This window comes from Streptomyces sp. NPDC058964, assembly GCF_042741275.1.
GTDB lineage: Bacteria > Actinomycetota > Actinomycetes > Streptomycetales > Streptomycetaceae > Streptomyces.
In genome coordinates this window covers 1-19,260 of the sequence record NZ_JBHYKH010000039.1, presented here as the reverse complement: position 1 = coordinate 19,260, position 19,260 = coordinate 1, and the positions used below count along the sequence as shown (strand labels likewise).

Below are 19,260 nucleotides of genomic sequence, written 5' to 3'. Positions count from 1 at the left end.
TCTAGAGCGCCGGGCGGGCGCGTCGGCGTGCGCCGGCGCCCCCCCCCCCGCGGCGCGCCCCCCGGGGCCGGGCCCCCGGCCGCTCAGCGCTGTTCCACCATCAGCCGGGATCCGGCCTGCCGCTCGCCGACCACGTCGTCGGGGTTGGACAGCACGCAGGTGTTCAGGGAGAGACAGCCGCAGCCGATGCAGTCCGTGAGGTGGTCGCGGAGCCGGTTCAGCTGCCTGATGCGCTCGTCCAGCTCGGAGCGCCAGGCCTCCGAGAGGCGGGCCCAGTCCTCGCGGGTGGGGGTGCGTTCCTCGGGCAGCTGGGCGAGCGCCTCGCGGATCGTGGCGAGAGGGATGCCGACACGCTGGGCGGCCCGGACGAAGGCGACGCGGCGCAGGGTGTCGCGGGTGTAGCGGCGCTGGTTGCCGGCGGTACGGCGACTGCTGATGAGACCCTTTGACTCGTAGAAGTGCAGGGCGGAGACGGCGGCGCCGCTGCGCGCGGACAACTGGCCGACGGTCAGTTCGTGGATCTTCTCGGGAATCTGCGGCACTCCTCAGAGCCTACCCATCCGTCACCCCCGCCGTCCGTTGACATCGGTTCCACTCCCGACCATGCTAAGCAGTTGCTTAGAGATGGGTGATTCAGTGACGCGAGAGGCCGGGAACATGGCAGAACCGAGGATCTTCACCTCCCCCGACGAGCTGAAGGCGGCCGTGGGCGAGCAGCTGGGGTACACCGACTGGCTGGAGATCGACCAGAAGCGGATCGACCTCTTCGCGGACGCCACCGGCGACCACCAGTGGATCCACGTCGATCCGGAGAAGGCGGCCGCGGGGCCGTTCGGCACGACCATCGCGCACGGCTACCTGACCCTGTCGCTGCTCCCGCTCTTCGGGCCGCAACTGATCTCGGTCGAGGGCGTGAAGATGGGCGTCAACTACGGGACCAACAAGGTCCGCTTCCCGGCGCCCGTCCCGGTCGGTTCCCGGGTGCGCGCGACCGCCACGATCACCGGCGTCGAGGACGTCACGGGCGGCGTCCAGGTGAGCGTCGCCTTCAGCGTGGAACGCGAGGGCGGCGACAAGCCGGTGTGCGTCGCGGAGTCGGTGTCCCGCTACTACCTCTGAGCGCCGGGCCGGCGGGCCGGGGCCTACTTGGCCCCGACCATCCGCAGGACGAGGTCGGCGTAGAGCGCGCCGACCTCCTCGGGCGTGCGCGGACCGTCCACGTTGAACCAGCGGGCGACGTCGATGCACAGGGACAGCACCGCGAGGGTGGTGCCGTGCACGTCCAGCACGTCGAACTCACCGGACCGGACACCCTCCTCGATGATCCCGCGCACCTCGGCGTCGACCTGGCGGCGCAGATCGAGGATCTCGGCGCGGGCGTCCGGACCGAGCGCGTCCAGCTCGTACTGCACGACCCGGGCGGTGGTGCGCCGCCCGGCGTGCCAGCGGACGAAGGAGCTCACCGCGTCGGCGAGCCGCTCCGACGCGCTGCCCTCACGGCGCGCGGCGGTGCGCAGGATGTCCAGGGCCCGGTCGTGACCGATGCGGCTGATCCGGTGGAGCAGCTCTTCCTTGGTCTTGTAGTGGATGTAGAGCGCGGCCGGGCTCATGCCGGCGCGGCCCGCGATGTCACGGGTGGTCGTCGCGTGGTAGCCCCGCTCGGCGAAGGCCTCCACGGCGGCCACGAGCAGCCGCCGGGCCGCGTCCGGGGTGACCTCTTCCCACGGCTCGACCTCGCCGCCGGTCATCTCCTCCGCCGCACTCATCGCTCGCTCGCCCCTCTCTCCGACAGGAGCTACACCATACCGCCGAAGGTGAGCGGGCGCTTAGAGTGCCTGCTCAGATCTTCTCGAAGGGATCGTGCTCGGCGAGGAGCTTCTCCAGCCGCGCCTGGTCGACGCGGCTGACGATCTGCCCGGCCTCCTGACGGTCCCGGATGACCTTGGCCAGGGTGAAGGCGGAGGTGACGAGGTACAGGACGGCGATGGCCAGGAAGGCCCGGACCCAGGCGTCGGTGTCCAGCCGGTAGATGCCGATGGACGTGGCCGCCATGGCGATGGCGAAGGAGGCGACGGCCTGCCCGTAGAACGCGGCCGTACTCTGCTGCTTGACCGGTGTGTCACTCATGGGGACAAGCCTGTTCGAGCGTGGCCTCCGCCACATCCGCCAACATACTCAGACGCGTACTCAGAAGGCCGAGACCCCGGTCAGCGCCCGCCCGATGAGCAGCTTCTGGATCTGGCTGGTGCCCTCGTAGAGCGTCATCACCCGGGCGTCGCGCAGGAGTTTGCCCGCCGGATACTCGTCGATGTAGCCGTAGCCGCCGAAGACCTGCAGGGCGCTGTTCGCGGCGCGGACGGCCGCCTCGGAGGCGAACAGCTTGGCCTTGGAGGACTCGACTGCGAAGGGCAGCCCGCGGTCGATCAGGTCGGCGACCCGCCAGGTCAGCAGCCGGGCCGCGTCCACGTCGACCGCGATGTCACTGATCAGCTCCTGCACCAGCTGGTGGCGTGCGATGGGCTTGCCGAACTGCTCGCGCTCGCCGGCGTAACGCACGGCCGCGTCCAGTGCGGCCTGGGCTATGCCGACGCAGCCCGCGGCGACGGACATGCGCCCCTTGGCGAGCGCGGACATGGCCACCGTGAAGCCCTTGCCCTCGGGCGCCAGCATCGCGGACGCGGGCACCCGCACGTCCTCCAGGACCAGCTCGGCGGTGGCCTGGCCGCGCAGTCCGAGCTTGCCGTGGACGGTGTTCCGGGTCAGACCGGGGGTGTCGGCGGGCACGAGGAAGGCGGAGACGCCCTTGTGGCCGGGGGCGTCCGTGGAGCGGGCGAAGAGCAGCACGACGTCGGCCCAGGTGCCGTTCGTGATGAACATCTTGGTGCCGTTGACGACGTAGTCGTCGCCGTCGCGCACGGCCCGGGTGGCGAGGTTGCCCGCGTCGGACCCGGTGCCCGGCTCCGTCAGGCCGAAGCAGCCCACGTACTCCCCCGACGTCAGCCCCGGCAGCCAGCGGCGCTTCTGCTCCTCGCTCCCCCAGGCCGCGACGGACTTGGCGACCAGACCGAGGGAGACGGACACGATCCCGCGCACCGAGGAGTCGCCCCGGCCCAGCTCCTCCGTGACCAGGCAGTACGCCAGATGGTCGCCGCCCGAGCCGCCGTACTCCTCGTCGACGGTCAGCCCCAGGAAACCGACCTCGCCGAGTTTCTTCACGATGCCCCGGTCGACCTCCTCGGCCCGGTCCCAGGCGACCACGTTGGGGGCGATCTCCCGCTCCACGAAGTCCCGGGCAAGCTGCCGGACGGCGGTCTGCTCCTCGCTGAGCTCCAGGTTCACGACGAGATCACCCCACAGATGACGGAACGCACGGCGGACCGGCGACGGGCACGCGACGGACGCGCGACGACCGCACGGCGGACGCACGATGGACCTTGAAAGCCGTACATTTAAATTAGCACTGCTAGTTTCCAGCTGCAGCCCTACTATGTGCGCCATGGCCCGACCGCGCAAGCCCCTCCTGAACGCCGACCGGATCGTCGAGACGGCACGCGAACTCGTGGACGCGGAGGGGCTGGCAGCCGTCTCCACGCGTCGGCTCGCCGCCGAGCTGGGCGTGAGCGGCCCCTCGCTCTACAACCACTTCCGCACCAAGGACGACATCCTGGAGGCGGTCGCGGACTCGGTGAGCGCCCAGGTCGACCTGTCGATGTTCGAGGACGGCAGGGACTGGCGGACCGCGCTCCACGACTGGGCCGTCTCGTACCGGACCGCCCTGCGCGACCACCCCAACATCGTCCCGGTCCTCGCCCGGGGGCCCGGCCGCCGCCCGGCCGGACTGCGGCTCGCCGACGCCGTCTACGGCGGGATGGTCGGCGCCGGGTGGCCGCCCGCGCAGGCCACGTCCATCGGCGCGCTGATGCGGTACTTCATCATGGGCTCCGCGCTCGGGTCGTTCGCCGGGGGCTTCGTGGACGACGAAAGCGCCTACGACCCCGCCGACTACCCCCACCTCGGCCAGGCCCACCTCCTCGCCGAGCAGCAGGAGAAGATCGACGAGCGGGCCTTCGAGACCGGACTGACGGCCCTGCTGGACGGGCTCGCCCAGCAGTACGCGCAGGTGGCTCGGGGCACCTGAGGACACTTCGGCCGGCGCCGAACCGTGCGTCCCTCATCCTGGAACGCATGACCGAGAAGGACGCCGGAGCCCCGGGACTCGCGCGGCTGGCCGGGCTGATCGCCGACGAGACCAGGGCCGCCTGCCTGCTGGCCCTGCTCGACGGGCGGGCGTGGACCGCCGGTGAGCTGGCCCGGCACGCGGGGGTGGCCGCGTCCACGCTGAGCGAGCACCTGGGCAGGCTGGTCGCGGGCGGACTGCTCGCCGAGGAACGTCAGGGGCGGCACCGGTACGTCCGGCTGGCCGACGCCCGGGCGGCGCAGCTGATCGAGGACCTGGCCACGCACGTCGCGCCCGCGCCCCGGCGCCCGCGCACGCTGCGGGAGTCCACCGCTAGCTCCGCCATGGCGCGGGGGCGCACCTGCTACGACCACCTCGCCGGGCGGCTCGGCATCGCGCTCACGGACGCGCTGACCGAGCACGGGCTGCTCCGGCAGGACACGGGATTCGCGCTCACGGAGACGGGCCTCGACTGGTTCGGCTCGGCCGGTATCACCCTCGACCGTGCCGGGCGGCGCCCCCTGGCCCGCGCCTGCCTCGACTGGACGGAACGCCGGCCCCACCTCGCGGGGGTCGCGGGCGCGGCCCTGTGCCGCCATGCCCTGGATTCCGGGTGGTGCGTGCGGATCGGCTCCGAGCGGGCGGTGAAGGTGACTGCGTCGGGGGAGCGGGCGCTGGCGGAGCTGCTCGGGATCGAGAAGGGGGCGTTGAGCTGAGTCCGGCCACGAGAGTGCGGAGTCAGCAGTGTGCCGGGTGCGGGTCCGTGAGGGCTGATCGCGCCCACGCGGCGGAGCCGCACATCGATCCAGCCGCGCGCCCCAGGGAGGATGCGGCCCCGTCGGCTGTCACGTTGCCCGTCCGAATTCCGCCAGACCTGTGTACGTCCCCCTGTCTAGCCTCAGGAGCATGATGAACGCCTCCCCCTCCCGTCCCCAGCTGCTCGCCGCCGGTGCGGCCACCGTCAGCGTCGTGCTGTGGGCCTCCGCCTTCGTGTCGATCCGCAGTGCCGGGGACGCCTACTCGCCGGGCGCCCTGGCGCTCGGGCGGCTGCTGGCCGGGTCACTGACGCTGGGCGTGATCTGTCTCGTACGGCGGGCGGGACGGCCACCGAGAACGGCGTGGCGCGGGATCGCGATATCCGGGCTGCTGTGGTTCGGGTTCTACATGGTGGTCCTGAACTGGGGCGAGCAGCAGGTGGACGCGGGTACGGCGGCCCTGGTGGTGAACATCGGCCCGCTGCTCATCGCCCTCCTCGGCGCCCGGCTGCTCGGCGATCCGATGCCGCAGCGGCTGCTGGCGGGCATGGCCGTGTCGTTCGCCGGGGCCGTGACGGTGGGGCTGTCGATGACGGGCGGGAACGGCTCCTCACTGCTCGGTGTGGTGCTGTGCCTGCTCGCGGCGGTGGCGTACGCCGCCGGCGTGGTCGCCCAGAAGCCCGCCCTCGCCGGGGCGAGCGCTCTCCAGGTGACGACGTTCGGGTGTCTCGTGGGAGCCGTGGTGTGTCTGCCGTTCGCCGGGCAGCTGGTGCACGAGGCCGCCGGCGCACCGGTCTCCGCGACGCTCAACATGGTGTACCTGGGTGTCTTCCCGACCGCGCTCGCCTTCACCACCTGGGCCTACGCCCTCGCCCGGACCACCGCCAGCCGCATGGGCGCCACCACGTACGCGGTTCCCGCGCTCGTCGTGCTGATGTCCTGGCTGGCGCTCGGCGAGGTGCCGGGGCCGCTCACCCTGGCGGGCGGGGTGCTGTGCCTGGCGGGTGTCGCGGTGTCGCGCTCCCGGGCGCGGACCCGGACGTCCCGGGTCGCGGCTGCGGACCCGGAGCCGCGACCCGAACAGGTCTCCTGACCACCGCATCCGGATCCCGGCGGCTCTCCCGGCCAACGCATCCGGATCCGGGCAGACCTCCTGACGGCCGGATCCGTGCAGGTCTCCAGACTTGCCGGATCCGGGCAGGCCTCCTGACCTGCCGGCCGTCAGAACACGACCAGCGCCCGGCCGCCCTTCCCGGCCACCATGTTCTCGAACGCGGCCGGGATGCCCTCCAGGGCGATCCGCTCCGTCACCAGCGCGCCCAGGTCCAGCCGGCCCGCCCGCACGTGCTCGGCGAGCACCGGGACGTCCCGGGCCGGGTCCGAGTTTCCGTACACGCAGCCGGAGAGGGTCCTGCCCCAGTGGAAGATCTCCAGGGCGTTGAAGGTGACCTGCTGGTCCTTGCCGCCGATGCCGACCACGGTCGTACGGCCGCCGCGGCGGGTGGAGTCCCAGGCGGCCCGGATGCTGACCGCGCGGCCCACGCACTCCACGGAGACGTCGACGCCCTGCTTGCCGGTGAGGGCGCGGATCTCCCTGGGCGTGTTCTCGGAGGCCAGGACGAAGTCGGTGGCACCGGCCCCGCGCGCCAGCTCCTCCTTCTCCGGGGAGACCTCCACCGCGACGATTCGCGATGCGCCCGCGATCCGGGCCGCCTGGAGGGTGGCGAGGCCGACCCCGCCCACGCCGAACACCGCTACCGTCTCGCCCGGGGCGACCCGCGCCGAGTGGTGGACGGCGCCGTACCCGGTGAGGACGGCGCAGCCGAGGAGGGCGGCGTCGGCGAGGGGCACTCCTTCCGGCAGGGGCAGCACGCAGGAGGCCGCGACCACCGTCTCCTGGGCGAACGCGGCGACGTTGAGGCCGGGGTGGAGGTCGGTGCCGTCCACGGTGCGGGCGTGGACGTCGGCCGCGCCGTTGAGCGCATTGCCGCACAGCCAGACCTCACCGAGCGAACAGGAGTGACAGCTCCCGCAGGAAGGGGCCCAGTTGAGGACGACCGGGGAGCCGGGCGCGACATGGGTGACCCCTTCGCCCACGGCGACGACCGTGCCCGAGCCCTCGTGCCCGAGGACGGCCGGGACCGGCACCCGCATGGTGCCGTCGGACAGGGACAGGTCGGAGTGGCAGACCCCGGCGGCCGCGAGGCGGACCCGGACCTGGCCGGGTCCGGGGTCCGGCAGGTCGATCTCGGTGATCTCCAGCGGGGCGCCGATGGCGGGCAGGACGGCGGCACGTACAGCCATTACTCGGAACTCCCTTAGAACTGGAGGGACTTGGTCTGGAGGTACTCGGCGAGTCCGTGCGCGCCGAGTTCCCGGCCCACGCCGGACTGTTTGTAGCCGCCGAAGGGGGCGAGAGGGTTGAAGCGGCCGCCGTTGATGTCGACCTGGCCGGTGTCCATACGGCGGGCGAAGGCCACCGCCTCCGCCTCGTCGCCGGCCCAGACGGCGCCCGCGAGGCCGTAGACCGTGCCGTTGGCGATGCGCAGGGCGTCCTCATCGTCCAGGTAGCGGAGGATCGTGAGGACCGGGCCGAAGATCTCCTCCTGTGCGATCGTCATCTCCGGGGTGACGTCCGCGAACACGGTGGGGCTCACGAAGTAGCCGGTCTCGCGCGGGGACTCGGGGCCGCCCGCGACCAGGCGCGCACCCTCGGAGATGCCCTTCTCGATGTAACTCCGCACCCGGGTCCGCTGCTTGTCGCTGACGACCGGGCCGATGCGGTCGCCGTACTTGGCGGCCGCCGCCGCGGCGAGCTCCACGGCCTCCTCGTACCGGTCGGTGTGCACCAGCATGCGCGTCCAGGCGCTGCACGTCTGGCCGGAGTTGGACATCACGTTGGCGACGCCGACGTTGACGGCCCTGGCGAGGTCGGCGCTGGGCAGGATGACGTTGGCCGACTTGCCGCCGAGCTCCAGGGCGACCTTCTTGACGGCGGCACCCGCGACCGCGCCGATCCGCCTGCCGACCGCCGTGGAGCCGGTGAAGGAGACAAGGTCGACGTCCGGGTGCTCGGCGAGGGCCTGGCCGGCGACCGGGCCGAGGCCGGTGACCAGGTTGAAGACACCGGCGGGGACGCCCGCCTCGTGGACCGCCTCCGCGAAGAGCTGGGCGGTGAGCGGGGTGTCCTCGGCCGGCTTCAGGACGACCGTGCAGCCCGCGGCGAGCGCCGGTGCGACCTTGGCGACGATCTGGTGGAGCGGGTAGTTCCAGGGGGTGATCGCACCGACCACGCCGACGGGCTCGTGGTGGACCGTCGAGTTGCCGACCTTCTCCTCGAAGGCGTGGGTCGCGGCGAGCCCGGCGTACGAGCCCGCGACCGCGATCGGTACGCCCGCGTGGACGGCCTGGGAGAACTGGAGCGGTGAGCCCAGCTCCGCGGTGACCGTCTCGGCGATCTCCTCCTTGCGGGCCACGAGCGCGTCCCGCAGGGCGGTCAGGCGTGCCGCGCGTTCGGCGGGCGGGGTCGCGGTCCAGGCCGGGAGGGCCGCGCGGGCGGCCCGTACGGCGGTGTCGACGTCGGCGGCGGTACCCGCCGGGACACGGCCGATGACCTGCTCGTCGACCGGGTTCACGACCTCGATCGTGTCCCGGCTCGCGGCGGGGCGCCAGGCGCCGTCGATGTACAGGCCGTCGTGTGCCTTCATGCTGCTTCCTCCCGGCGGGGCTGCGTCGTCCGTCCCACAAACTAGCGGCGTTAGTTTTCCGGCGCCAGACATGACCGGACGTCGGGGACCATCAGAAGTCGGCCTGCGCCCGTTCGTCCACCCGGCCCACGGCCTCCTGACCGAAAGCCGTCCGGTAGATGTGACGGATCTCCTCGATCCTCCGGCCGCTCTCCTCCTCGCGGTCCACCGGGTAGAGCAGGATCAGTTCGTACGACCGTTCCTTCTCGATCGTGCCACTCGCGTCCCGCCACTGTCCGCGCCCGGCCTGCACGGTGAGGCCGTCCGGGAAGCCCGGGGTGACCTCCTGGTCGACGAACGCCGTGAACTGCCGGTCGGTGACGGCGGGGCCGCCGCCTGGGCGCGCGGTGCCGAAGAAGAGATGGGTCTCGACGTACGGGTCTCCGCCCTCGCGGGCTTCGTGACCGAACCCGGCGTACGCGGTCGGGGCGGCGGCCAGCAGGACTCCGGCGGCGGTGCGGGCGGCCCGGGCGGGGGTGAGGTGCTTGCGCATGTCCCCTCCCTAGTGGGCTCACTCCTCCAGGTCGGGCAGCCGCGCCGGGGACGGGCAGATGCGTTCGCCGTGCTGGTCGAAGACGAAGAGATGGGCGATGTCGACGAGGAGCGGCACCTGCATGCCGTGGCGGAGCCGGATGTCGGGGGTGGTGCGCACGACCAGGTCGCCGGGCAGCCGGCCCTCCGGCGGCGCGGGTTCGGGGTCGGCGGGCCCGGAATCCTCCAGGACCACCACGGGCCCGGCGCGCAGGGCGCCGGCCCGCTCCCTGAGCCGATCCAGGACTGTCGGTCCCCCCCGGCGGCGGCGCCGCGAGGGACGGGGGGACGGGCGCGGGGCCTCCAGCTCCGGCACGACGGCGGGGCGGGAGCCGGTGTTGAAGTGGACGAGGACCTCGTGGCCCTGGAACTCCAGGTGCTCAACCAGCCCGCTGATCGGCACCTCGCCGGGCCTGGCGGAGGCGGGCTTGGCGATGCGCACGGCCTCCGAGCGCAGACCCACGATCACCTCTCGGCCCTGCTGCACGCGCAGCAGCCGGTGGTCCTGGCTCAGCGGTTCGGGCAGGCGCAGGGCCTGCCTGCCGAGACCGATCGTCATCGCTCCGTCCAGCGGCGCGCGGACGACCCCCTGCAGCAGGTTGATGCGCGGGGTGCCGATGAAGGCGGCGACGAAGACGTTGCGCGGGAGCGCGTAGACCGAGCGCGGGGTGCCGACCTGCTGGAGCACTCCGCCGCGCAGCACGGCGACGCGGTCGCCGAGCGACATGGCCTCGGCCTGGTCGTGCGTGACGTAGACCGTGGTGACGCCCAACTCCCGCGTCAGCTGGGAGATTTCGGCGCGCAGATGGTTGCGGAGCTTGGCGTCGAGGTTGGACAGCGGCTCGTCCATCAGGAACGCGGAGGGGTGCCGGGCGATGGCCCGGCCCATGGCGACGCGCTGGCGTTCGCCGCCGGAGAGCTGGCTGGGGTACCGGTCGAGGAGGTCCTCGATGCCCAGCATGCGGGCGGTGGCGTCCACGCGCGGCCGCGGGTCCGCGCCCGGAGCCTCAATGCGCAGCGGGAAGCCTATGTTGTCGCGGCTGGTCATGCTGGGGTAGAGGGCGAAGTTCTGGAAGACCATCGCCATGTCCCGGCCGGACGGCTGCACGTCGTTCGCGTATTCGCCGTCGAGGCGCAGTTCGCCCTCGTCGATCTCCTCCAGTCCGGCGATCATGCGCAGCACGGTGGACTTGCCGCAGCCGGAGGGCCCGAGCAGCACGAGGAACTCCCCCGGTGAGATGTCCAGGGACAGCCGGTCCACCACGCGGACGCCACGTGTGTAGGCCTTGCTCACGTCGTGCAGGGAGATGGCGCGTGTCATGGCTGTTGCCCCCGGGGGCTGTGCAGAGCGCTGGTGCCGGTGCTCCGTGGTCGGAAGCCCTCGTGCGGGTCGTACGGGGCCTGTGAGTCACGGAAGTTAACGGAATGTGTGCGGCCGGGGGAAGACGCGTGCTCGGATAGCCGGGTTACGGACAGGCAGGAGCCTAAACGGACGTTCGGATTCAGCGGGGGGCGCGCGTCGGGCGCGGCCCACGGACGCCGGTGAGGTGGGCGAGGACGACGACGTTCCCCGCGTAGCCGGTCCTGCGGTCATACGCGCCGCCACAGGTGATCGGGCGCAGTTCGGGGCGGTCGCGGGCGCCGCAGACCTTCCGGTCGGGGAAGTGCGCCTCGGGGTAGGCCCGGACGCCGTCCACGGTGTGGACGGCGGTACGGCCGTCCGCACGGCGGGCCTCGATCAGACGGCCGGGTCCGACCGCAGCGCGACGCCGGACGGCAGCGGCAACAGCGCCCTGTCCGGGGAGCACACGCCGTGGGCCGGGCCGGCCTCGGCGAGCACCGGCAGGACGCCGAGGCAGAAGCCGTCGTTCACCGGCAAGGGCGCCGGCCTCGGCGACCACGCCATCTCCTGCAGCGTGATCAGGACCAGGAAGGTCGCGGTCACCCCCAGGTCACGGCGTTGTGGCGAGTGCGGTGACGTCGACGGGCACTCCGTTGAGGACCGCGTTGCCGGACAGCGGGTCGAGCAGGCTGCCGTCGAGGAGCTGGTTGACGTTGACGCCCGGCGCGGTGGAGGCGTGGGTCAGACGGGTGCCGGGGCGGTCGTGCCCCCAGCCGTGCGGCAGGCTGACCACGCCCGGCCGGACGCCGTCCGTGACCTCGGCGGGGGCGACCACCTCCCCGCCGGCTCCCTTGAGCCGTACGTCCGCCCCGTCGCGCACGCCCAGGCGTTCCGCGTCCTCGGGGTGGATGTGCAGGGTGCAGCGGTTGGTGCCGCCGGTGAGGGCGGGCACGTTGTGCATCCAGCTGTTGTTGGAGCGCAGATGACGGCGGCCGACGAGGACGAGCCCGTCGGGGCGGTGGGCCAGCGCCTCCCGCAGCCGGGGCAGGTCGTCCTTGATCGGCCCAGGCAGCAGTTCCACCCTGCCGCTCCTGGTCCTCAGCGGCTGCGGCAGCCGCGGACGCAGCGGGCCGAGGTCGATGCCGTGCGGGTGGGCGAGCAGCTTCTCCAGGGTCAGCCCGTCGGGTCGTACGCCGAAGCCGTCACCGTAGGGGCCGAGGCGCAGCATCATGTCGAGCCGTCGCTCGGGGCCGTTGACGCCGGTGAGCTGTGCGGCGAGTTCGTGCGGGTCGCGGCCGTGCACGGGCGAGTGCTCCTCGCGGACCGCCTTGCCGAGGGTCTGGTCGATCACCATCGCGTCGACGGCGGACGGGGCGGCGCCGTGCATGCCCGTCGCCGCCAGGATCAGCCGGGCCAGGATCTCGGACTCGGCCATCCGGCCCGGCTCCAGGGGGACGGCGGGGCGGGTGTAGCGGACCTGGTTGCGTACGGCGAGGGTGTTGAACGCGAAGTCGTGGTGCGGGCTCCGGGACGGCGGCGGCGGGGGCAGGACGACGTGTGCGTGCCGCGAGGTCTCGTTCAGGTACGGGTCGACGCTGACCATGAAGTCCAGGGAGCCCAGGGCCTTGTCGAGCCGGTCGCCGTCCGGGACGGAGAGCACGGGGTTGGCGGCCACCGCGATGACGGCGTGGATCGGCTCGCCCTCCTCCGTGGCGGTGTCGATCTCCTCGGCGAGCGCGGAGATCGGCAACTCGCCCTTCGCCTCGGGGTGGCGGCGCACCCGGGAGTGCCAGCGGCCGAGCGCGAATCCGTGGCCGGGCCCGGCGGGCCGGGGCGTCCTGTCGGTGGCCGCCTGCGGGAAGAGGGCGCCGCCGGGGCGGTCGAGGTTGCCGGTGAGGATGTTGAGGACGTCCACGAGCCAGCTGGCGAGCGTGCCGTGCGGGACGGTGCAGCTGCCGATGCGGGCGTACACGGCGGCGGTCGGGGCGGCGGCGAGTTCGCGGGCGAGGGCGCGGATGGTGCCGGCCTCCACGTCACAGGCCGCGGCGACCGCCTCGGGGGTGAAGTCGGCCATTTCCGCGCGTAGTTCGGCGACGTCCTGGACGTGCGGCGCGAGACCGGCGAGGTCCGCGAGGTCCTCCTCGAAGAGGACGTGCGCCATCGCCGCGAGCAGCAGCGCGTCGGTGCCGGGGCGGATCGCTATGTGCCGGTCGGCCAGTTTGGCGGTACGGGTGCGGCGCGGGTCGATGACGGTCAGGGTGCCGCCGCGCGCCTTGAGCGCCTTGAGCTTGCCCGGGAAGTCGGGGGCGGTGCACAGACTCCCGTTGGACTCCAGGGGGTTGGCTCCGATCAGGAGCAGGTGGTCGGTGTGGTCCAGGTCCGGGACGGGGATCGCGTTCGCGTCGCCGAACAGGAGCCCGCTGGAGACGTGTTTGGGCATCTGGTCGACCGTGGAGGCGGTGAACAGGCTGCGGGTGCGCAGGGCGCCGAGCAGGACCTGCGGGTAGAGCGCGCCCGCCATGGTGTGCACGTTGGGGTTGCCGAGGACGACGCCGACCGCGTCCGGCCCGTACCGCTCGACGATCGGCCGCAGCCCTGCCGCCACCGCGTCGAACGCCTCCTCCCAGGTGGCCTCGCGCAGCTCTCCGTCCCGGCGTACCAGCGGAGCGCTCAGCCGGTCGGGGTCGCCGTCGACGGCCCCGAAGGAGGCGCCCTTGGGGCAGATGAACCCCTTGCTGAACACGTCGTCGCGGTCGCCGCGGGCGCCGGTGACACGGGTGCCCTCGATGGTGAGGGTCAGCCCGCAGGTGGCCTCGCAGAGCGGGCAGATACGCAGGGCGGTGCGGGACACGGGTCCTCCCGGAGGGCGGCGGCTGCGGTGACGCACGAACACGGCCGAGCATACCGACCGGTATGCCCAATGGGGAGTCCTCTTGAGGAGGGGCCCGGAAAGGGCGGATTCAGTCCAGTACGCGCTCCAGATAGGCCCGGAGCAGCTCCCGGGCCTCGGCGATGACCGACTCGTCGCCCTGCGGGTCGACCCGGAAGGCGAGGTGCACCAGGGCGTCCGCGGCCTCCACGGCGATCAGGAAGGTGCGGCGCAGATCGTCGTCGGGCGTGCGGTCGAGATAGCCGGAGAGCAGGTCGGTGAGGCGGTCGGCGACGCGGTGGTTGGGCTCGGCGCGGCGGGCGCCGACCGGGATCTGGTTGCCGAAGTCGACGAGGGAGAAGCCGGGTGCGGTGCGCTTCATGGCCAGGTACTCGTCGAGCACGGCGTCCATGGCCGCCCGCCAGTCCCCGCGCCGCGCGCCCTTCAGGCGCTGGGTGACGCGCTCGGAGTACCGCTCCAGATTGCGCTGGGCGAGCGCGTCGGCCATCTGCCGCTTGTTGCCGAAGAAGCGGTAGACGGAACCGATGGGCACACCGGCTCGCAGCGCCACGGCCCTGGTGCTCAGGGCGTCGTAGCCGACCTCGTCGAGGAGGTCGGCGCAGGCGTCGAGGATCCTGGTCAGCCGTTCGGCACTGCGCCGCTGGACGGGCGCTCGGCGAAGCGATGTCGCATGGGGCACGGGCTTCATGATGCCTTTCCGCCGGGATCTGGTGAACCTCGCCCCAGAGTACGGAGGAAGATGGCCATTGCACTCATCACTCGGGGGCCCTACGGCACCACGGGGCGCTCGCCGGTGCGCCTGCGGCCCGCGCGGGCACGGAACGGCGCGGGCGGCCCGGGCGGATGCGGACGTATCCCGGCGATCGAGGCTTGCGCCCCTCCGTTCCTCGCGGTCCAGGCCGACCTGGAGCCCTGCACCACGGAACGGTCCGGGCGCGCACAGACCCCCGCCTCACCACCGAAGCGGACATCGCACCCCCATCGCCCCGCAGCCGACGCCACTGCGACTCCGTCACCCACGACCGAAGCGGACGAGGACCTGCCGCTCGCGGTGCGGGCGGCCGCGGCGCCCCACCCCGCTGCGGACGCAAGCCCGGATCCATCCGCCGCGATCGAGTCGAGCGAGGACCTGTCCCCGGGCGAGTCCGACGCGAAAGCCTTCCCCGCGGTCAACACGGCCACGGACGCCCCGTCCCGGCAGCCGAAGCCAACACCGGGCCTCTCCCCGTGAGCGCCGGGGAGGCGGAACCGTCCGCCTCCTCCTCCACCGCCGACACCGTGATGTCGGCCGTGCTCTCGATCGGCCTGCCGTGCACCGCCCAGACCGTGCCGTCGTCGGCGTAGAGGCGGGCCGTGACGTGGTGGGTGCCGTGCGGGACCAGGCGGGCGGCGAGACGGTAGCCGGGGGTCCGGAGGCGGGCGACCAGGGCGCCGTCCACGAAAAGGTAGGCGAGGCCGCGCCCGGCCACCGCCGTGGCCTGCGTGCCGGCCGGCGAGAAGCGGAAGTGGTGGACGGTCAGCCGTACGTCCCAGCTGCCGGCGATGTCCGGCGCCACCTCGACGCCCACGCCGGGGGCGCCGTCCCTGCCCACCTCGCGGTAGCGCCGGCCCGCCTCGTCCGTCTCGTCGAGGACTCTGCCCACCGGCGCGGGAGACCCCCTGCCGCCCTTCCGTTCGCTCGCCTCACCGGTTCCGCATCCCGCCGTTCCGGCCAGCAGCAGGACGCAGGCCGCGAAGGCGGCGAGAAGTCCACGCGTCCATGACATGGCCGGGAGACTAGAACACCGGTCCGACGGCCGGATCCCCCTGAAGTCTGGTTCTCGCCCGTCTCCGGACGGAGATCCCGAGGCCCCCCTTGCGTCGGCGAAAACGCAATCCTACGGTGTTGCATAGGAATCGGGTTCGCAAGGGAGCGACGCATGAGCGGGGACGCGCGGAAGACCGCCGAGGGACTGAACTACCTCACCGGATTCGGCAACGAGCACGCCTCGGAGGCGGTGCCGGGTGCCCTGCCCGAGGGCCGCAACTCGCCCCAGCGGGCACCGCTCGGGCTGTACGCGGAGCAGCTCAGCGGTTCGGCGTTCACCGAGCCCAGGGCGCACAACCGCCGCTCCTGGCTGTACCGCGTCCGCCCCTCGGCCGCGCACCCCGCGTTCACCCGCACCGACAACGGCGCCATCCGCACGGCGCCGTTCACCGAGACCGTGCCCGACCCGAACCGGCTGCGCTGGAACCCGCTGCCCGAGCCGCCGGCCGGGACGGACTTCCTCGCCGGTCTGTGGACCCTCGGCGGCAACGGCGACGTGACCCAGCGCACCGGCATGGCGGTGCACCTCTACCACGCCGACTCCTCCATGGACCGCGTCTTCAGCGACGCCGACGGGGAGCTGCTGATCGTCCCGGAGCGCGGCGGGCTGCTGCTGCGCACGGAGTTCGGCCTGCTGCACGCGGAACCGGGACACGTGGCGCTGATTCCGCGCGGGGTGCGCTTCCGCGTGGAGCTCCTGGACGGCTCCGCCCGGGGCTATGTGTGCGAGAACTACGGCGCCCCCTTCCAGTTGCCCGACCTGGGCCCCATCGGCGCCAACGGGCTCGCCAACGCCCGCGACTTCCGCGCACCCGTCGCCGCCTACGAGGACGTCGAGGGCCCGGTGGAGGTGATCAACAAGTTCTGCGGCAACCTCTGGACGGCGACGTACGACCACTCGCCGCTCGACGTCGTCGCCTGGCACGGCAACCACGTGCCGTACGTGTACGACCTGCGCCGCTTCAACGTGATCGGCACGATCTCCTACGACCACCCCGACCCGTCGATCTTCACGGTCCTCACGTCCCCGTCCGACACCCCGGGGCTGGCCGGCGTCGACTTCGTGGTCTTCGCGCCGCGCTGGCTGGTGGGCGAGGACACCTTCCGGCCGCCGTACTTCCACCGGAACGTGATGAGCGAGTACATGGGCCTCGTCGAGGGCGCGTACGACGCGAAGGCCGAGGGCTTCGTGCCGGGCGGCGGCTCGCTGCACAACATGATGTCGGCGCACGGACCGGACCGGGAGACCTTCGACCGGGCGAGCGCCGCCGAACTGCGGCCGCAGAAGATCGACGACGGCCTGGCGTTCATGTTCGAGACACGCTGGCCGGTGACCCTCACGCCCCACGCGGAGCGGGCGGACCACCTCCAGCAGCGCTACGACGACGTATGGCAGGGCCTGGAGCGGCATTTCCGCCCCTTGCACTGAAGATTTCCTCCAGGTACGGATTGCCCCGTGACCTCCTTCGCCCCGGACTCGATCGTCCTGAACCGCAAGCTGCCGCTCTGGTACCAGGTGTCGCAGTCGCTGCGTGCCTCGATACTGGGCCGCTCGCCCCAGGACCCGCTGCGCCTGCCCACCGAGGAACGGCTGGCGGAGCACTACGGCGTGAGCGTGCTGACCATGCGGCAGGCGCTGAAGGAGCTGGAGGACGAGGGGCTGATCAGCCGTCACCGCAGGCGCGGCACGTTCATCGAGCCCGGCGTCCGGCGGGGCGCCCCCGTGCGGCTGCTGGGCTCGGTCGACGCGATCGTGGCCCAGCAGTCCGGCATGACGACCGAACTGCTGGACCACGGCAGCGCGTCCGTGCCCGCCGAACTCGCCGAGTACTTCCCCGGTCTCGCCGAGGTGGCCACGTACCACCGGCTGCGCAGCGACGAGAAGACCGGCGAGCCGACCAACCACGCCCGCAACCACGTCCGTCCCGAGCTGGCCGCGCGCATCGACCTGGACGACCTGGTGCGCTGGCCGATGACCAAGGTGCTGCGGGACGTCGTCGGCATCGGCATCAGCCGCATCACGGACACCGTGGAGGCCAGGCTGGCCGACCCGGAGACGGCGCGGCTGCTCGAAGTCCCGCTGCTCAGCCCGATCCTGCACTACACCGGAGTGACGTACGGCACGGACGGCCGGGTGCTGGACGTGGCCGTCATCCACTACCGGGGCGACCGCTTCTCCTTCACGGTGACCCTGGACGCCACCTGACCCGCCACGGGCCACCAGGTCGTACCATGCCCAGCGTGACGCACGACGACGCTCCGCTGCTCGCGGACCTCATGCCGTGGTCCGTCGCACCCCTGCGGCCGGGCCGCGCCTGGCCGACGGCGCCCGAGGCGGCCTCCCTGAAGGCCCGCTGGGACGCCCTGCTGAAGGCCGACGGCCCCGACCGGGAGGCCCTGTTCGAGCCGACACGCTCGCGCACGCTCCACTCGGCGGTGGGTCAGCTGCCGGGTCAGCCGAGCGGCACGGAGAAGCTGGTGCGCGCCTCGGGCCCCTGCCCGGAGCCGGTACGCGTGCTGGCCGCCCCCTTCGACGAGCAGTGGCTGATCCCCGACCACCGGCTGATCGACACGGCACGCCCGGAACTGTGGCGGGTGGCGGACGAGCACCAGGTCTTCGCCGTGGAGACGCCCACGGACGCCCCGGGCCCGCCGCTCCTTGCGACGTCGCTGCTGCCCGTCCTGCGCCCCGGCCGGATCCGCCCGCTGTACCGCCGCCCCGGCGGCACGGAGCCCAATCTCGCGCCGGGCCTGCTGGAGCACCTGGGCAGCCGTCTCGGACTGGTGCCCGGTCCGCTGGACGTCCTGGCGTGGAGCGTGGCGACGGTGCGCCCGGGTCTCGCGGTTCCGCTCACCGCGGACCCCGAACTCTGGTCGCGGGGCGTGGAGTCGGGCCGCCGCATGCTGTGGCTGATGCGCCGCGACGGCGAGCGCCCCAGGCTGCCTGGCGGCCGCCGGCCGTACGTCCGTGCCCCGCTCCCGGCCCGCCCGCTCACCCTGCACTACGACCGCGACGAGGAGGCCCTCCACCTCGACCAGGGCCGCGTCTCGCCGGTACCGCCACAGGCCTGGGACTTCGAGGTCGCCGGCGTCCGGGTACTGGAGCAGTGGTTCACCACCCGCACCACGGATCCCGAGCCCGGCACCCTGTCCGCGATCCGCCCGGCCACCTGGCCCCAGTCCCGGACGTCGGAGCTGCTGGAGCTGATCACGGTCCTGGCCCTGCTGGCGGAAGTACGGCCCCGGCAGGCCGAGTTGCGGATGACCGCGCCGATCACGGCCACGGAGCTGCGCGGGGCGGGCGTGTTCCCGGTCCCGGAAGGAGCCCGCAGGCCCGCGTCGGTGCTGGACCACCACGAGGAGGGCCCGGAGGGCCAGTTCGCGCTGCTCTAGGGCCTGCTGTGAAGGCCCCGCCGTCCGCCCGGAGGCGGGCATCGGGCCCGCCGCGGCGGGCCCTACCCCTCGCCCAGGGGCGCCCCCAACCGGGCGATTTTCACGGCCGGCGAAGGCCCCGCGGGGGCCGGGGGGGGCCCCGGAGCGCTCCCTGACGGGCAGCCCGCGCTCGATCTCGATCTGGACCCGGGGCGCGACGACCGGCACCTCCAGGCCGCCGCTGCGCGCCGGGTGCGGCGTCGAGCATGCCGGCCGGCCACGGCGTGCCGGCCCAGGGGCAGCCCGCGACCACGACCCGGCCCTCCCCGTCCGTGTCCAGCAGTGTGAAGCTGCTCTCCAGGCCGTCCTTGGCGAAGTCGAGCCGGAGTTCCGGCGGCGGTCCGGGGACGGACCGGTGGCCGAGTCCCAGCAGGCCCTCCGTCAGGGCGGCGGCATCGCGGCCCCACGCGAACCAGTCGATGTCCCCGTGGTCGCGGGTGACCTCACCGAGGAAGAGGTCCATCGCCCCGCCTCCGCGCAGCCACAGGTCGATCCCGGCGGCGCGGGCCATGCTCCACGCCTCGGCGATACAGCCGAGTTGCCGGTCGGCCCGGGGTACGGTCACCGGCGACCGTACCCC

At 72.9% G+C, this 19,260-nt stretch carries 21 protein-coding genes; 7 read left to right on the top strand and 14 right to left on the bottom strand.

The features are described from left to right. Window positions 1-83: 83 nt before the first annotated feature. Window positions 84-542: a redox-sensitive transcriptional activator SoxR gene (soxR, locus tag ACFW2E_RS07835; protein ID WP_384463008.1), complete on the bottom strand. Its 459-nt coding sequence runs from the start codon at window positions 540-542 to the stop codon at window positions 84-86. 115 nt (window positions 543-657) lie between these two features. Here soxR and ACFW2E_RS07830 point away from each other — a divergent pair, with 115 nt between their 5' ends. Beyond that, entirely contained in the window at window positions 658-1,119 is a 462-nt protein-coding gene (locus ACFW2E_RS07830; RefSeq protein ID WP_384463005.1) for a MaoC family dehydratase, read from the top strand. A gap of 23 nt (window positions 1,120-1,142) precedes the next feature. On the opposite strand, the gene ACFW2E_RS07825 is transcribed toward ACFW2E_RS07830, so the two are convergent. The 3 genes from ACFW2E_RS07825 to ACFW2E_RS07815 form a co-directional block, all read right to left on the bottom strand. Beyond that, a complete protein-coding gene (locus tag ACFW2E_RS07825; protein ID WP_384463002.1) occupies window positions 1,143-1,766 on the bottom strand; it encodes a TetR/AcrR family transcriptional regulator in 624 nt (207 codons plus the stop codon). 73 nt (window positions 1,767-1,839) lie between these two features. Beyond that, window positions 1,840-2,127 carry a YiaA/YiaB family inner membrane protein gene (locus tag ACFW2E_RS07820; RefSeq protein WP_263206983.1) on the bottom strand — a complete coding sequence of 96 codons (288 nt, stop codon included), beginning with the start codon at window positions 2,125-2,127 and terminating at the stop codon, window positions 1,840-1,842. A gap of 60 nt (window positions 2,128-2,187) precedes the next feature. Continuing rightward, the gene (locus ACFW2E_RS07815; RefSeq protein ID WP_384462998.1) at window positions 2,188-3,339 is read right to left on the bottom strand and encodes an acyl-CoA dehydrogenase family protein; all 1,152 of its coding nucleotides are present in this window, start codon (window positions 3,337-3,339) and stop codon (window positions 2,188-2,190) included. A 157-nt stretch (window positions 3,340-3,496) separates the two neighbouring features. Between ACFW2E_RS07815 and ACFW2E_RS07810 the strand changes: the two genes are divergently transcribed. The 3 genes from ACFW2E_RS07810 (at window position 3,497) to ACFW2E_RS07800 (ending at window position 6,025) form a co-directional block, all read left to right on the top strand. After that, window positions 3,497-4,138 (top strand): TetR/AcrR family transcriptional regulator, encoded by a 642-nt coding sequence (locus ACFW2E_RS07810; protein ID WP_384462995.1) that lies wholly within the window; start codon window positions 3,497-3,499, stop codon window positions 4,136-4,138. A 47-nt stretch (window positions 4,139-4,185) separates the two neighbouring features. After that, a complete protein-coding gene (locus ACFW2E_RS07805; protein WP_384462993.1) occupies window positions 4,186-4,893 on the top strand; it encodes an ArsR/SmtB family transcription factor in 708 nt (235 codons plus the stop codon). Between the two features lie 190 nt (window positions 4,894-5,083). Further along, complete coding sequence (locus ACFW2E_RS07800) at window positions 5,084-6,025, top strand: DMT family transporter (RefSeq protein ID WP_384462990.1); 942 nt, start codon at window positions 5,084-5,086, stop codon at window positions 6,023-6,025. Window positions 6,026-6,153: 128 nt separating this feature from the next. Here ACFW2E_RS07800 and ACFW2E_RS07795 read toward each other — a convergent pair whose 3' ends face one another. From ACFW2E_RS07795 to ACFW2E_RS07755, 9 genes are all read right to left on the bottom strand, one after another. Continuing rightward, window positions 6,154-7,236 carry a Zn-dependent alcohol dehydrogenase gene (locus ACFW2E_RS07795; RefSeq protein WP_384462987.1) on the bottom strand — a complete coding sequence of 361 codons (1,083 nt, stop codon included), beginning with the start codon at window positions 7,234-7,236 and terminating at the stop codon, window positions 6,154-6,156. 14 nt (window positions 7,237-7,250) lie between these two features. After that, the gene (locus ACFW2E_RS07790) at window positions 7,251-8,639 is read right to left on the bottom strand and encodes an aldehyde dehydrogenase family protein (protein ID WP_384462984.1); all 1,389 of its coding nucleotides are present in this window, start codon (window positions 8,637-8,639) and stop codon (window positions 7,251-7,253) included. Window positions 8,640-8,730: 91 nt separating this feature from the next. Continuing rightward, on the bottom strand, window positions 8,731-9,171 hold the full coding sequence (locus ACFW2E_RS07785; protein ID WP_384462982.1) for a DUF3574 domain-containing protein: 441 nt from the start codon (window positions 9,169-9,171) through the stop codon (window positions 8,731-8,733). 18 nt (window positions 9,172-9,189) lie between these two features. Next, window positions 9,190-10,530 (bottom strand): ABC transporter ATP-binding protein, encoded by a 1,341-nt coding sequence (locus tag ACFW2E_RS07780; RefSeq protein ID WP_384462979.1) that lies wholly within the window; start codon window positions 10,528-10,530, stop codon window positions 9,190-9,192. A gap of 181 nt (window positions 10,531-10,711) precedes the next feature. Continuing rightward, window positions 10,712-10,906, bottom strand: coding sequence for a hypothetical protein (locus ACFW2E_RS07775; protein ID WP_384462976.1), 195 nt, complete (start codon window positions 10,904-10,906; stop codon window positions 10,712-10,714). 41 nt (window positions 10,907-10,947) lie between these two features. Continuing rightward, window positions 10,948-11,154: a hypothetical protein gene (locus tag ACFW2E_RS07770; RefSeq protein ID WP_384462974.1), complete on the bottom strand. Its 207-nt coding sequence runs from the start codon at window positions 11,152-11,154 to the stop codon at window positions 10,948-10,950. Between the two features lie 7 nt (window positions 11,155-11,161). After that, window positions 11,162-13,402, bottom strand: a complete 2,241-nt coding sequence (locus ACFW2E_RS07765; protein WP_384462971.1) for a molybdopterin oxidoreductase family protein — start codon at window positions 13,400-13,402, stop codon at window positions 11,162-11,164. 109 nt (window positions 13,403-13,511) lie between these two features. Then, on the bottom strand, window positions 13,512-14,129 hold the full coding sequence (locus ACFW2E_RS07760) for a TetR family transcriptional regulator (protein WP_384462968.1): 618 nt from the start codon (window positions 14,127-14,129) through the stop codon (window positions 13,512-13,514). 481 nt (window positions 14,130-14,610) lie between these two features. After that, a complete protein-coding gene (locus tag ACFW2E_RS07755; protein ID WP_384462965.1) occupies window positions 14,611-15,207 on the bottom strand; it encodes a hypothetical protein in 597 nt (198 codons plus the stop codon). Between the two features lie 153 nt (window positions 15,208-15,360). On the opposite strand from ACFW2E_RS07755, the gene hmgA reads away from it, so the two are divergent. Genes hmgA through ACFW2E_RS07740 form a run of 3 tightly spaced genes read left to right on the top strand, consistent with a single transcriptional unit; the run spans window position 15,361 to window position 18,641 of the window. Further along, complete coding sequence (gene hmgA / locus ACFW2E_RS07750) at window positions 15,361-16,677, top strand: homogentisate 1,2-dioxygenase (protein WP_384462962.1); 1,317 nt, start codon at window positions 15,361-15,363, stop codon at window positions 16,675-16,677. Between the two features lie 27 nt (window positions 16,678-16,704). Further along, on the top strand, window positions 16,705-17,454 hold the full coding sequence (locus tag ACFW2E_RS07745) for a GntR family transcriptional regulator (RefSeq protein ID WP_384462959.1): 750 nt from the start codon (window positions 16,705-16,707) through the stop codon (window positions 17,452-17,454). A 26-nt stretch (window positions 17,455-17,480) separates the two neighbouring features. Beyond that, window positions 17,481-18,641 (top strand): type ISP restriction/modification enzyme, encoded by a 1,161-nt coding sequence (locus tag ACFW2E_RS07740; RefSeq protein ID WP_384462956.1) that lies wholly within the window; start codon window positions 17,481-17,483, stop codon window positions 18,639-18,641. Between the two features lie 100 nt (window positions 18,642-18,741). Here ACFW2E_RS07740 and ACFW2E_RS07735 read toward each other — a convergent pair. Then, window positions 18,742-19,260 (bottom strand): nucleotidyltransferase domain-containing protein (locus ACFW2E_RS07735; protein WP_384462953.1); only part of this gene is annotated, 519 nt, incomplete at its 5' end.